The sequence below is a fragment of the Synechococcus sp. F70.1 genome (assembly GCF_047502745.1).
Lineage (GTDB): Bacteria > Cyanobacteriota > Cyanobacteriia > Thermostichales > Thermostichaceae > Thermostichus.
Genome location: NZ_JANSJL010000049.1, coordinates 32,516 through 45,769, shown reverse-complemented (window position 1 = coordinate 45,769; position 13,254 = coordinate 32,516). Strand labels below are relative to the sequence as shown.

Here is a 13,254-nt window from a genome sequence, read left to right as displayed (position 1 = left end):
CGGGCCAGGGTAACCTCGTCGGCATACTCCAACTCCGATCCCATGGGCAGGCCAAAAGCTAGACGAGTCATGCGCAGGTTGGGAGCAACCGGCTTCAGGTAATCTTTAACCACATGCATGGTGACCTCCCCCTCTACACTGGGGCTGAGGGCAAAAATGAGCTCCTGGGGCTTCTCCCGCGCCACCCGTGCCACCAGTTCGCGGATGCGCAACTGCTCAGCCCCGATCCCATTCATGGGCGAGATCAAGCCCCCCAATACGTGGTAGAGACCCTTAAACTCGCGCGTTCGCTCTACGGCAATGAGATCCCTGACATCGGCCACCACGCACCAGAGCAGGCGGTCCCGCTGGGGGGAGCGGCAGATCTCGCAGGGATCCTCTGCCGACCAGTTAAAGCAGATGGAGCAGTGCTTAACGGTTTGCTTGGCTTCCAGTAGGGCTTGGGCCAGGGCCTCGACCTCGTGGGCGGGCCTGTTGAGCAAGTGCAAGGCCAGCCGCTGAGCGGTTTTGGAGCCAATGCCGGGCAGGCGCTGCAGCTCCTCGATTAGGCGAGCCAAAGGGCGAGTGTACACAGGATTAGCCCAGCCCCGGCAGGCTGATATTTGCCGTCAGTTCCTCCATGCGTTTGCGCATCGTCTCAGCCGACTGGGTGTAGGCATTCACCATTGCCGTCAGCAGCAAGTCCTCCACCACATCCACTGGCTCCTGGAGGACTTGGGGATCTATGGACACCTTAAGGGGCTCCTGGTTGCCGTTGACCGTCACCTTCACCAAGCCATTGCCGGCCTCGCCAACAATTTCCATTTCTTCTAGCTCTTTTTGCAGCTTTTGGGCGCCGTCGCGCACCTCTTGAGCTTTTTTGAGGGCTTCCTGAATCTTGCCAAAGGGTCCAAAGCCTCGCGTCATGGGATCCTCGTAGTTGAGAGACTCTGCTGTTCTACTCTACTCCTTTCCTTCCGTTGGTAAAAGGTACCTGCCCTTCCAGATTGGATCGGGCTTCTTTGTTGGGCTGCCATCTTCGGCTATCGTTGCAACGAGTGCAGTGGAAAAACTTGGATCCCTGCTGTGTTGTTACTGGAGTGTTCCCCCTTAAACCTTTCCCCGGCTGAGGCGCGGGAGAAATTGCTCTATTTGCTGGCACAACTGGCCTACCGCGAGGGATCCTTTACCCTCACGTCCGGGCGGCAGAGCTCCTACTACATCAACTGCAAGCCGGTCACCCTCCACCCCCAGGGGGCCTACCTGGCTGGATCCTTGCTCCATCGGCTATTGCCCCCTGAAACAGCAGCAGTTGCCGGGATGACGCTGGGGGCAGATCCCCTGGTGACAGCAGTGAGCTTGGCTTCTCTTTATGCCCAGCCGGCTAACCTAGCAGCCCTGATTGTCCGCAAAGAGCCCAAGGCTCATGGCACCCAGGCCTGGATCGAGGGGCCAGAACTGCCAGCCGAGAGTCGAGTGTGGATCTTGGAGGATGTCGTCACTACGGGTGGCTCTGCCCTCAAGGTTGTAGAGCGGGTACGCGCGGCAGGCTATCGGGCAGAAGGAATCCTCGCCTTAGTCGATCGGCAGGAAGGGGCAGAAGCTCGCTTTTGCCAGATGGGGATTCCCTTTCGCCGCCTGTTTACTCTCGAAGAGGTGCGGGCTTGCCACCGGGCTGTCGGTCAAGGCTTGAGGAGCTAGCTTGGGCGTGCGGGGACTTTCCATCAAGCTGCAAAAGTGACAGCATAGGCGGTGGAATACTTTTGGGCAAAAAGGCACAGCCATGCGCAGGGGCAGACTCAGTGGGATCCTCTTGCACCCCACTTCGCTGCCGGGATCCTTTGGCATTGGCGACCTGGGGCCGGCCGCTTATCGGTTTGTGGATTTTCTGGTAGAAAGCGGCCAGCGCCTCTGGCAGGTGCTGCCTCTGGGGCCCACTGGCTGGGGCAACTCCCCTTACATGAGCTTTTCTGCCATTGCCGGCAACCCGCTGCTGATTAGCCCGGAGCTACTGGTCGAAGCTGGCTGGCTGGAGGCCAACGCCTGGGAGGAGCTGCCCCAGTGGCCGGCCATCCAGGCGGGGGATGCTGAGCGGGTGGACTACGGGATTGTCATCCCCTTCAAGCGGGGTCTTTTGCAGCGGGCCTGGGCCACCTTCAAGGAAAAGGCTAGCGCTGCTGACTGGGAAGCCTTTCACGCCTACTGTGCCGAGGAGGCGGATTGGCTACCGGACTACGCTCTCTTCATGGCTCTCAAAGAGGTGTATGGCGAGCAAGAGTGGACTCAGTGGCCTCCAGCCCTAGCCCAGCGGGATCCCCTTGCTCTCCAGGAGGCCCGCGACCGCTACGCCGACGCAGTCACCCGCCAGATGTTTTGGCAGTATCTGTTTGCCCAGCAGTGGAGATCCCTAAGGGAGTATGCCCACCAGCATCAAGTGCAGCTCATTGGCGATGTACCCATCTATGTTGCCGCCGACAGTGCTGACGTGTGGGCCAACCGGGAGCTGTTTCAGCTCGATGAAGAGGGGCGGCCCCTATGGGTAGCCGGCGTCCCCCCCGATTACTTCAGCCCCACTGGGCAACGCTGGGGCAACCCCCTCTACAACTGGGAGGTGCTTAAGGCTCGCGGCTACGACTGGTGGATCCGGCGCATCCAGGCCATCCTCAAGCAGGTGGACTATGTGCGCATTGACCACTTCCGCGGCTTCGAGAGCTACTGGGCTATTCCCAGCAAGGCAGAAACGGCGGTGGAAGGCGAGTGGCAAAAGGGACCGGGAGCGGATTTCTTTCAGGCGTTGGCCGACAAGCTGGGGGAAATTCCAATCATTGCCGAAGATCTGGGAGGAGAGATTACGCCAGAGGTGGTGCAACTGCGGGATCAATTCAGCCTGCCCGGCATGAAGGTCCTGCTATTTGCCTTCGGCGCCGGCCCCGACAACCCCCACCTGCCCCACAGCTACGAACGTAACTTCGTCGTCTACACGGGCACCCACGACAACAACACCATAGTGGGTTGGTTTGAGGATCCGGATCGCCCGGAGTGGGAGAAGCAGAACCTGCTGCGCTACCTGGGCTGCCAGGGATCCGCTGGCATCCACTGGGATCTCATTCGCCTGGCCCTTGCTTCCGTGGCTGATCTGGCCATTATTCCCCTCCAGGACGTAATGGGCTTGGGGGCAGAGGCGCGCATGAACTTTCCCGGCAGAGCCGAAAACAACTGGGCCTGGCGCTACCGCGAGGAGATGCTGCGCCCAGAGCTGGCCCAGCGGCTGGCCGAGATGAGCGTGACCTATGGACGCATCTCTCCCCATGATCTAGAACAACGGCGGGCGGCCCTGGCCCAGGAACGGGCGGCTGCAGCAGCCTCAAGAAGCCATTCCCAGGCAGGTTCTACTCAAGCGCTTGCGCCTTAGCCAGGAACTCAGCCACTGTCAGGGATCCCAGGTCTTTTCCGTGGCGCTGCCGCACGCTTACCGTGCCGGTTGCCTGTTCTTGTTCTCCCACGATAAGCATGAAGGGGATTTTGGCCTTCTCGGCATTGCGGATCTTTTTGGGCAGGCGCTCGCTGTCGGCATCGATGTGGACGCGGATCCCGTGCTCCCGCAGCTGATCCCGCACCTGGATGGCATAGCCCAGGTATTGGTCGGAAACGGGCAAAATGCGCACCTGTTCCGGCGCAAGCCAAAAGGGAAAATCCCCCGCATACTCTTCAATGAGGATCCCGATGAGCCGCTCCAGCGAGCCAAAGGGAGCGCGGTGGATCATTACCGGCCGCTGCCGGGATCCGTCTTCAGCTATGTAGTACAAATCAAAGCGCTGCGGGTTTTGGTAGTCTACTTGCACCGTGCCCAACTGCCACTCCCGATCCAGCGCGTCGCGGAAGATAAAGTCCAGCTTCGGCCCGTAGAAAGCTGCCTCCCCGATCCCTTCAAAATAGGGCATCGACAACTTCTCCACGGCACGGCGAATGGCATTTTCAGCCATGTCCCATTCTTCCGGCGATCCCAGATACTTGTCAGACTTGGGATCGCGAAAGCTGAGGCGGGCACGGAAATTCTTGAGTTTGAGCTTGTCGAAGACTACCAGAATCAGATCCACAACCTTGAGGAACTCCTCCTCCAACTGATCGGGCCGGACAAAGAGATGGGCGTCGTCCACCGTAAAGCCGCGAACGCGGGTCAGGCCCCCCAGTTCTCCCGATTGTTCGTAGCGGTAGACAGTGCCGAATTCGGCATAGCGCAGCGGCAAGTCGCGGTAGGATCGCAGCTCCGATTTGTAGATCTGGATGTGAAAAGGACAGTTCATCGGCTTCATGACAAAGCCTTGCTCTGCTGCCCGCGCTTCCTCGCTTTCTGCCATCAGGGGAAACATGTCTTCCCGATACTTTTGCCAGTGGCCGGAGATCTTGAACAAATCCACGCGGGCAATGTGGGGGGTGACCACTGGCAAGTAGCCCCGCTTGAGCTGCTCTTGCTTGAGAAAATCCTCCAGCACCCAGCGCAGAAGGGTTCCCTTGGGAGTCCAAAGGGGCAAGCCCGGTCCCACCTCGTCGGAAAAGATAAATAGCCCCAGCTCCCTGCCCAGCTTGCGGTGATCCCGCTGCTTGGCCTCTTCCAGCCGCCGCTTGTATTCCTTTAGCTCCTCCGGCGTCTCCCAGGCCGTGCCGTAGATGCGCTGTAGCTGAGGCTTGGTTGCATCTCCCCGCCAGTAGGCGCCGGCCACGCTGAGCAGGTCAAAAGCCTTGGGGTTGAGCTCGTTGGTGTTTTCCACATGGGGGCCAGCACAGAGATCCCACCACTCGTCCCCCAGGTGGTAGATGGTGATGGGCTCGCCTTCGGGGATGCTCTCAAGGATCTCCAATTTGTAAGGTTCGCCAAGAGCCTCGATGCGGCGTCTAGCTTCTTCTCGAGTCACCTCCTCGCGGATCACCGGCAAGCCTTTTTTGATAATGGCCTGCATCTCCTTTTTGATGCGCTCCAGATCTTCCGGCGTGAAGGGCTCGGGGTGGTCGAAATCGTAGTAGAAGCCGTAGTCGGTTGTCGGGCCGATGGCTACCTTCGCCTTGGGAAACAGCCTCTGCACCGCCATAGCCATCACATGGGAGGTGGTATGGCGAATGCGCTCCAGCTTGGGAGACTCCTGAGTGCGCAGCAGCTTGAGAGGACTACTGGCCTGTTGAGGCGATTCGGCTGGTCGAGACATCGGAACCCGCGGTAACAACTTCGTACTTAATCTTAGGCTGAGGCAAGGGCAGCCCCAAGGAGGACAACCAACAGCCGGGTGGCTGAGATGCCCCTAAAGCCAGCGGTTGACCAAGAAAAAGGGGCAAAAGCGCACAGTATTCTAGAAGTGTTGCCACCCCTGCATTGGCTTCATGAGCCTCTCGCCCGCCAACCTCGCTACACGCTCTGCCGCCTCTGAACTGAAGCCGCTCTCCATTGCAGACGCGGGAGCTGCCCCCGTCATCGCCGCCATCGATGTGGGCAGCAACTCTCTGCATATGGTGGTGGTGCGCATCAACCCCCACATCCCCAGCTTCACCATCATCTCCCGCGAAAAAGCCACCGTCCGCCTGGGGGAGTTTTGCAGCCAGACAGGTGCCCTTACGCCTGTTGCCATGGAACGGGCGCGGACGGCTCTGGAGCGGTTTTGCCGCATTGCCGAAAGCTTTCAGGTGCAGGATATTGTTGCGGTGGCCACCAGTGCCGTGCGCGAAGCCCCCAATGGGCCGGAGTTTTTGAAGCGGATTGAGCGGGAGCTGGGCCTGCGGGTGGAGCTCATCTCAGGGCAGGAGGAAGCCCGCCGCATCTACCTGGGCGTGCTCTCGGCCATGGAGTTCCACAACCGGCTGCACGCGGTGGTGGATATCGGTGGCGGCTCCACTGAGCTGATTTTGGGCAACGGCCAAGAGCCGGAGTTTCTGCGCAGCATCAAGGTGGGAGCGGTGCGCCTGACCCAAGCTTTCCTGCACCACGACCCGCCTACGGCTGGTGAGCTGCAGGCGCTGCGGCAGCATATTCGCGGCATGTTGGAAGCTCCCATCGAGCAGATGCGGCGCATTGTCGAGTCCTCCCCCCAGGCGGGATCCCTGGCCTTGGTGGGCACCTCCGGCACCGTGGAGTGCCTGGCCCAGTTGGATGCCCGCCGCCGCCTGGGCGATCCCCCCACTCGCCTGCACGGGTACAGGTTTAGCCTGGAAGCCCTGCGCGGCTACATCAAGGAGCTGCGCTCCCTCACCGTGGCCGAGCGGCAAAAGCTACCTGGCCTCGGGGAAAGGCGGGGAGAGATTATCCTAGCCGGGGCGGTCATTTTGGAGGCAGTGATGACCCTGCTGGGGGTGGAGCAGATCCAGTTTTGCGAGCGGGCCTTGCGGGAAGGGCTGATCGTGGATTGGATGATCAGCCAAGGGTTAATTGAAGATCGGCTGCGCTACCACAGCTCGGTGCGGCGGCGTAGCGTCCTCAAGTTGGCAGAAAAATACCAAGTCGAGATCCCCTATGCCGAGCGGGTGGCAGAATTTGCCCTCAGCCTTTTCGATCAAACCCGTGGCATCTTGCACGGCTGGGGATCCCGGGAGCGAGCTCTCCTCTGGGCGGCGGCCATGCTGCACAACTGCGGCCACTTCATCAGCCATGCCGCCCACCATAAACACTCCTACTACCTCATCCGCCACGGGGAACTCTTGGGCTTCAACGAGGAAGAGGTGGAGGTGATTGCCAACCTAGCCCGCTACCACCGTAAGTCGCCCCCCAAGAAGAAGCACGAGAACTTCCAGCGCCTCACCAACGAGCGGGATCGCCAAGTGGTACTGGAACTTAGCCCCTTGCTGCGCATAGCCTGTGCTCTTGATCGCCGCCGCCTGCAGGCCATCCAAGCGGTGCACTGCCGTTTCCAGCTTTTGGGAGAGGGCCCCCGCCGTATGGAGCTAATTTTGGATCCTAAGCATCCCAACGACGACTGCGCCCTAGAGCTGTGGAGCTTGAACGAGAAGAAAAAGGTCTTCGAGCAACAGTTCAAGCTGCAGGTAATTCCCAAACTATCCACCCAGATCCAGCCCAGCGCCGATCCCTTTGAGGTAGCCGTCTAGCCAGGGAATACATTCTGCACAAGTAGACTCAAGACTTGGCTCTACTCAGACTGTTGGCAGTGGAGACACCTGGGGGTCTGCTGATTACGGCAAAAATTTGTGGGTGTGGGTTTCACTTCCATGGCGACTGGGTGGGATCTATCTGGGCTCGGCTCCACTAAGTGCTCGTCTCTATCGGCCCAGAGTGCTTGAAAGAATCCCTGCTTTTGAGGGGGCTGACTTACTCTCACGAGGCAGCATGGGGCTGTTGAGGCCAAGCTAACGTCTAGCCAGGAGGCAGTACGGTGGCGGAAAACTTCAATCCTGTTTCAGGTGGACAAGGGCCTGGCGGATTGGATCGGGCCTTGGGTAACCTGGTGGCTATTCGACAAGCGCTGGCCAGTCCGGATCCCCAAGTGAGAATCCGAGCTCTCAAAGATGCTCTCCAACGTGGGGAAGAAGGTGCGCAGCTTCTCATTAAAGCACTGCATGAGGATAGGGAGTGGGAGGTAAAGGTTTGCTGCTTGGGAAACACTCCTGAAATCAGACAGTGCCCAGCACGTGCAGGCAGCAAAGGCGTACCGGCTTCCCCTACGTCAAGTTGGAGATATTCGAGCAAAGTATAAAGCTGGCGAGCGCGACTTCCGCTGGGCCGACCTGAGCGAGGCCGAGCTGAGCGGGGCCAGCCTGAGCAGGGCCAACCTGAGCGGAGCTAGCTTGAGAAAGGCCAACCTAAGGGGGGCCAAGCTGTGGAAGGCCAACCTGAGTGGGGTCAACCTGAGTGGGGCCAACCTGAGCGGAGCTGACTTGAGAAAGGCCAACCTGAGCAGGGCCTACCTGAGCGGGGCCCTCCTATGGAATGCTGACCTGAGCGGGGCCTTCCTATGGGATGCCGACCTGAGCGGGGCTAACCTGAGCAGGGCCGAACTGGTGGGTACTCAGCTCAGAGGGGCCAACCTAACAGGTGCCAAGCTTGACTTTGGATGGGAACGGCTCAAAGATTTGACGGGCACGATTCTTCCCGATGGGACATACCATCCTTGTAGCCCCAAGGTCTATGGGGTGTTGGTTGAAAAAGCGGCAAAGGCGTACTAGATCTCCCTGCGTCAGGAATCATGCTGTTTTTAGTTGGCCCCTCCCACACGGGCCAGCCCTAGAGAGATCGCATGGTCAAGGAGCAATGGTAATGGGCGAGGGGCTGGTTTGGATGGCCCTTTGCCCACCCCGCTCCAAGATTACCTCGATGATGCCGTTGTCAACTGGCTGCATGTTGGATGGCAGTTGCTGCTGAGTTTCATAGAGGCCCGGTGCCACCTCCCGCATCTCTACCTCGGGAGTTACCCCGACAATACGAAAAGCGGCCCGCCCTCCGGGATCCCCTTGCATTGTTACTCTGAGGATCTCGCCCCTGCGCAGGTTGGTGCTGTTGGTGGTAACGCTGAAAATCCGGGGCGGCCCGGCGGCCACGGGCCCAGAAGCCGGCTGAATGGTGGGGCGGGTTCCTTTGGATCCATCGATTGAGAAAGGAAAGATCTCCCGGTACTCCTGGCTGAGGCCGTCTTTGGTAAGCACAACCCGCAAGGTAGGATTGGTGGCCTGGTGGGTGGGAGCCACCACGTAGGTGCCCTCATAGTGGTGAGGCTGCACCTCCCGCATTGGCTGGTTTAGGGCCAGGTTGCCCAGGTCAAATTGGGCCACTCCCCCTGAGTCCCCCCAGATGGCGATGGTGAGGATATCTCCTTCCACTAGGTCGCGCTGGGGATGCAGGCGAATGGCCGTGATGCGAGGGCCGTGGCTGGCGGCCAGGGGAGTAGGAGGGGCAGGGGCCGGCTGGGGCAGAGGGGTCGAAGGAGGAAACAGCGGCTCGACTCTCGGGGGAGCAACCTTGCCCAAGGCCAACTGAGGGAGCCGCCGCTGAACACGGGTCTCCAGCCCGTTGAGGCTAAGTTGAATGCGGATGTCGGGGCTAAGGGCGCTGTCTTGGGGGCCAAGGGTGTAAACGGCGCGGTAGTAGCCGGGCTGCACCTCCTCCATGGGCAAGCCCCGCACCAGGTCGCCGATATCCACGCTGGCCTTGCCGTTGGGGGTGCCCTGGGCCTCGACCGTCAGGGTTTGCCCTGGCAGCACCACTCCCGCTTCAGGAATGACTCGTGTTTGCAAGATTTCAGGCTGAACGCTTTTGGCCACTGGCGCCGGGGAAGGACGCAGTTGGGCTACTGGAGGCGGCAGAGGCGGCAGCTTTCCGCGATGTACCAGCGCCTGGTGCAGCAGCACTGCTCCTTCACCACGGCTGAGGATCCGGTTGGGCCGCAGCTTGGCGGGATCCGGCACATTCACCAATAGGCCCGCTTCCCCTGCCATAGCCACAAGAGCTCGCCCCACCTCTGGCACCTCAGCAGCGTCGGTGTACAGAGCCATCCAGCGCTCGATGTCAGCCTGGCTGGGAGCAGGCAATCGCAAGGCCCGCACCAGGATGGCCAGAGCTTCTAGGCGGGTGAGATCCCCTTGGGGGCGGAACTCGTTGCCTTCGTAAAGACGCATGGCCCCTGCCTGTAGCACCGCCTGCGCCGTCCAATAGTCAGGGGTATTGGGCTCAAGGTCGCGAATCTCTTGCACCTGCTTGGGGTTGGGCACGTAGCCGAAAAATTCGGTTAACCACCGGGCCAATTCCAGGCGGGTGAGAGGGGCTGACAGTGGCTCCCGGGTCAGCACCAGGTCTGTTTGGCGCTCCAGCGCTGCCACGTAGGCTTCAGTCCAGGCCAGCGAGGCTTGCTGTTGCACACCTTGGGACCAGGTGGGTAGGCTAGCACTCGACCAGGCGAGCACCCAACCTAGGCCTAGCGCCAGGGGCCACGAGCACCGCATGGCTGCCGCTCCCGTTTAATTTGGATTCCCTCAGGGAAAGCTTAGCCCAAACTTCCACCCTCTCTCCCCGCCTTCGCTAGCAGTTGCGGGTGCGCTCTTTGGCGGTGGCTCCCCAAGAATTTACGCTCGTTTTCGCCTAGAATGACAAAGCCATCCGCCATGCAGGGGCAGAGGGCGGACAGACTTGGGGCTTGCTGCCTTGGCCAACAGGACTAAGAAGCGTCCGCAGGAGGGATCCATGCCGCACACCATTGTTACTGACGTTTGCGAAGGCGTTGCCGACTGCGTGGAGGCTTGCCCGGTTGCCTGTATTCACCCTGGGAACGGCAAAAATGCCAAAGGCACCGACTACTTCTGGATCGACTTTGCTGCTTGCATTGACTGTGGCATCTGTCTCCAGGTTTGCCCCGTAGAGGGCGCTATCCTCCCCGAGGAAAGACCAGAGCTGCAACGAGTACCTAGCTAACCTCTAGCCCAGAGAGGCCAAGGCCAAGAGGCCACTGGTCAACCAGTTCAGGGAGAGGATCCCTCCCAGAAAGGCCATCGGGATCAGGCCTACCAGACGCCACCACTCTAGATCCAGGGCCACCGCCGCCGCCCGCACCTGCCAAACCCCAAACCACACCAGGGCCACCAAGCCCAACAGGGATCCGGCAACCCCGCCCAAAGCTTGGGCAGGCCCCAGCAGAAGCCAGGGCAGGCCGGCAAAACCCGTCAGGCAAAGCAGGGCCGCAAAGGAGGGGGCAGCCCGCCCAAAACAAAAGGCCAGGCCCTGCAACAAAGCTGCCAAGCTCACCCAGCCCAGGAATCCCGCCAGGACTGCCAGTACTAGGCTCGGCAGGTTGAACCCGAAGCGGCGAATGGCCTCGAGGAGGTTAAGCAGCGCTACCACCCCAAACGCCTGCCAGAGGACAGGCTGTTGCCGCAGCAAGCGAAAGGTACGTTCTGGCAGGAACCAGGCGCCGTAGATGTTGTCCAACAGAGAACCCAGCATGGCTAGAAGGACGTTTCAATAGGGACATTCCAAAACGGATGCACGCAGAGATTCTCCCCTTTACGGGAGCTACCTGACCCGCATGCCCCTACCGTACCCCAAAAAGCCACAGAGCAAGGGATCCGAAGAGGGACTTCTTGCTAGGCCCTTGACAGATCCCGCAGGGGAATGGGGTAAGATGGCCAGAGGATACTGAGGCGTTGGTGACTGCCGTTATGTTTTTGCGATCGATACCCTTTGGCAATTAGGACGGGTGTGGATGTGAGAGTAGTAAGCCAAACTTGGTTTGGAAACTATCAATATCATCCCCGATGTCCTATCGTGGATTTTCCAGGTCGAAAACAACGGTAAAACGGCGCAAACAGTATCCCTAAGGAGGCCCTCAAGAGAGGGCTTTCTTGCTGTTTTGGAGTCTTTACTACCTGCGGCACCAATACAAAAGCACAAGAGCGCTAAGGGGACGGGTAGAGGCCAAAAGACCTGCAAGGAGCAGCAACCAGGGGTTCCCAGCAGAGCTAGCCAATAGCAAGCCTATGAGCAAAGCCGCTCCTCCCCCTTCTGCCCCTGCTGCTAAGAGCCAGGCCCAGGCAACTTTCCCCCGTCGAGCCAGTAGGATCCCTTGCAGCCCACCGACGCCAAGACCCACCAGCAAGCCGCGTAGGGGGCTAGCCATCGCTGGGAGGATCCTCTGGATCCAGGGATCGTTCGGATCCAAGACAGGGATCACCCCCTCCACCTGAGGAGCTAGGAGATCTGCCGCCAGCCAACCCACAGCTGTAGCCAGCAGCGTAGCCGCCACCCACCGCCAAGAGACCTGCCGCCGCAGCACTGCCCACTGCAGTAGCCCCGTCATCAGGCCAAGACCAGCCCCAACCACCGCCCCTTGGAGGGATCCGAAAGGAACCAGCAGCGGAGCCAAAGCCGCCAACCCTAGGTAGCCGCCGCCAGCTGCTGCCCCATTGGCCAAAAGCCAAGCCCAGGCCAACCTTCTGCCCCGCCGAGGTGTAGCTGTAGGAAACAGGGTAGGTCTGTGGTCAGAACCCACCTGCTGCTCGACCTCGCGTAGCCCCTGTTCTGCAAAGGGATTGCCCGGTTCCAGCCGCAGCACCCCTTGGTAGTCCATCTGGGCAAGACCCCAATGGCCTTGCCGTTGGTGAGCCAGGCCGCGGTAGAGATAGTAGCGGGCGTCGTTGGGAGTTTTCTGGATCAGCTCGCTGAGGAGGCGGACGGCCTTCTTGTACTCGCCTGCCTCGATCCAATGCACGGCTTGCTGCAGCTTTTTCTCATCTGCCTCCGAGCTGGAGGGAGCCTGTGGAGTCCCTTGCCCGTCAAAGCCCGCGGGGATACGCCGGGGAGGGGTCTCCTCTTGCCGCGGAGAATAGACAGCCTGGAGCTCTTGAGCCAGCTCTTCCATAGTGGCGGGGCGAAGGGCAGGGTCTTTCTCCAAACAACGCAGCACCACCTTTTCCAGCGCCTCGGGGATAGGGTGAGGCAGGGGATGGTCTCGCAGGGGACGGGGCTGCTGAAAGTTATGGACGTGGTACCAGCCCTGCAAGGTATCGGTGTCGGGCTCGAAGGGAAGCTTGCCAGTGAGTAACTCGTACAGCACCACCCCCAGGGAGTAGATGTCGGAGCGGGCATCTAGTTTTTCTCCTCGCATTTGCTCCGGGGAGGCGTAGACCATCGTGCCCAGAAAATAGCCCGTCTGCGTCAAGCGGCGAGAGGCTTCTCCCATGAGCTTGGAAATGCCGAAGTCGAGGATTTTGACCCCCTCCTTGCCGTCAGGACCCTTTTGCACGAAGATATTGCTCGGCTTGATGTCGCGGTGGATAACGCCGCGAATGGAGTGTTTGCCTAGATCCATGTGGAAGTTGTGGGCATGGTGCAAGGCTGAGCAAATTTGCAAGGCCAAGTTCACCACCCGCTCAGGAGGCAGAGGGCCCTCTTGCGCCAGCACGGAGTCCAAACCTTGGCCCGTGTAGGGCTTGGCGTTTAGGTACTCCATCACCAGGTAGGGCTGGTTTTGGTACAGGCCGTAGGAGCGTACCTGCACAATGTTGGGGTGCTCCCCCAGCAAAGCACTTACCCTTGCCTCGTCCAGGAAACGCTGCTGCAGTTGCTGGTAGTACTCCGGCCCCATGTCCGGCGGCGGCGGGCGCAGCAACTTGACAGCTACCACCTCGTTGCCAAGCTGGGTATCCACTGCCTCGAACACCTGGCCATACCCCCCCTCACTGATGGGTCGGATCAGCCGGTAGCGGTTGCCAATCAGTTGTCCAATCAGTTGCGGGTTCATGGAGGAGGAAGGCCGGCTGTGGCAGACCTGTCAGCGATTCTAGTCGGCTTGGAGC

The 13,254-nt window shown here is 60.2% G+C and carries 11 protein-coding genes and 1 other RNA gene; 6 read left to right on the top strand and 6 right to left on the bottom strand.

Annotated elements, in window-relative coordinates; translation table 11 throughout:
- Both recR and NW860_RS04810 read right to left on the bottom strand, forming a co-directional pair.
- The coding region (gene recR / locus NW860_RS04815; protein ID WP_414512736.1) for a recombination mediator RecR at positions 1–572 on the bottom strand (572 nt) is incomplete at its 3' end.
- 4 nt (positions 573–576) lie between these two features.
- The gene (locus NW860_RS04810; protein WP_414393158.1) at positions 577–906 is read right to left on the bottom strand and encodes a YbaB/EbfC family nucleoid-associated protein; all 330 of its coding nucleotides are present in this window, start codon (positions 904–906) and stop codon (positions 577–579) included.
- A 159-nt stretch (positions 907–1,065) separates the two neighbouring features.
- Here NW860_RS04810 and pyrE point away from each other — a divergent pair, with 159 nt between their 5' ends.
- Together pyrE and malQ are read left to right on the top strand one after the other, a co-directional pair.
- On the top strand, positions 1,066–1,680 hold the full coding sequence (pyrE, locus tag NW860_RS04805; RefSeq protein ID WP_414405508.1) for an orotate phosphoribosyltransferase: 615 nt from the start codon (positions 1,066–1,068) through the stop codon (positions 1,678–1,680).
- A gap of 82 nt (positions 1,681–1,762) precedes the next feature.
- Positions 1,763–3,391: a 4-alpha-glucanotransferase gene (malQ, locus tag NW860_RS04800; protein WP_414512734.1), complete on the top strand. Its 1,629-nt coding sequence runs from the start codon at positions 1,763–1,765 to the stop codon at positions 3,389–3,391.
- Here the strand turns inward: malQ and thrS are convergent.
- Complete coding sequence (gene thrS / locus NW860_RS04795) at positions 3,369–5,180, bottom strand: threonine--tRNA ligase (protein ID WP_414420247.1); 1,812 nt, start codon at positions 5,178–5,180, stop codon at positions 3,369–3,371. The two genes, malQ and thrS, sit on opposite strands and share 23 nt — an antisense overlap.
- A gap of 172 nt (positions 5,181–5,352) precedes the next feature.
- Between thrS and NW860_RS04790 the strand changes: the two genes are divergently transcribed.
- Entirely contained in the window at positions 5,353–7,065 is a 1,713-nt protein-coding gene (locus tag NW860_RS04790; RefSeq protein WP_414512733.1) for an HD domain-containing protein, read from the top strand.
- Between the two features lie 540 nt (positions 7,066–7,605).
- The gene (locus tag NW860_RS04785) at positions 7,606–8,139 is read left to right on the top strand and encodes a pentapeptide repeat-containing protein (protein WP_414512731.1); all 534 of its coding nucleotides are present in this window, start codon (positions 7,606–7,608) and stop codon (positions 8,137–8,139) included.
- Positions 8,140–8,214: 75 nt separating this feature from the next.
- Here the strand turns inward: NW860_RS04785 and NW860_RS04780 are convergent, their stop codons facing one another.
- On the bottom strand, positions 8,215–9,825 hold the full coding sequence (locus NW860_RS04780) for an S-layer homology domain-containing protein (RefSeq protein ID WP_414512729.1): 1,611 nt from the start codon (positions 9,823–9,825) through the stop codon (positions 8,215–8,217).
- Positions 9,826–10,147: 322 nt separating this feature from the next.
- On the opposite strand from NW860_RS04780, the gene NW860_RS04775 reads away from it, so the two are divergent.
- The gene (locus NW860_RS04775; RefSeq protein ID WP_414393171.1) at positions 10,148–10,375 is read left to right on the top strand and encodes an indolepyruvate ferredoxin oxidoreductase subunit alpha; all 228 of its coding nucleotides are present in this window, start codon (positions 10,148–10,150) and stop codon (positions 10,373–10,375) included.
- Positions 10,376–10,378: 3 nt separating this feature from the next.
- Here the strand turns inward: NW860_RS04775 and NW860_RS04770 are convergent, their stop codons facing one another.
- Positions 10,379–10,903 (bottom strand): hypothetical protein, encoded by a 525-nt coding sequence (locus NW860_RS04770; protein WP_414393172.1) that lies wholly within the window; start codon positions 10,901–10,903, stop codon positions 10,379–10,381.
- Between the two features lie 186 nt (positions 10,904–11,089).
- On the opposite strand from NW860_RS04770, the gene ssrS reads away from it, so the two are divergent.
- A non-coding RNA gene (gene ssrS / locus NW860_RS04765) (6S RNA) lies at positions 11,090–11,275 on the top strand.
- A gap of 46 nt (positions 11,276–11,321) precedes the next feature.
- Here the strand turns inward: ssrS and NW860_RS04760 are convergent.
- The gene (locus NW860_RS04760) at positions 11,322–13,199 is read right to left on the bottom strand and encodes a protein kinase domain-containing protein (protein WP_414512726.1); all 1,878 of its coding nucleotides are present in this window, start codon (positions 13,197–13,199) and stop codon (positions 11,322–11,324) included.
- Between the last annotated feature and the right edge of the window lie 55 nt (positions 13,200–13,254).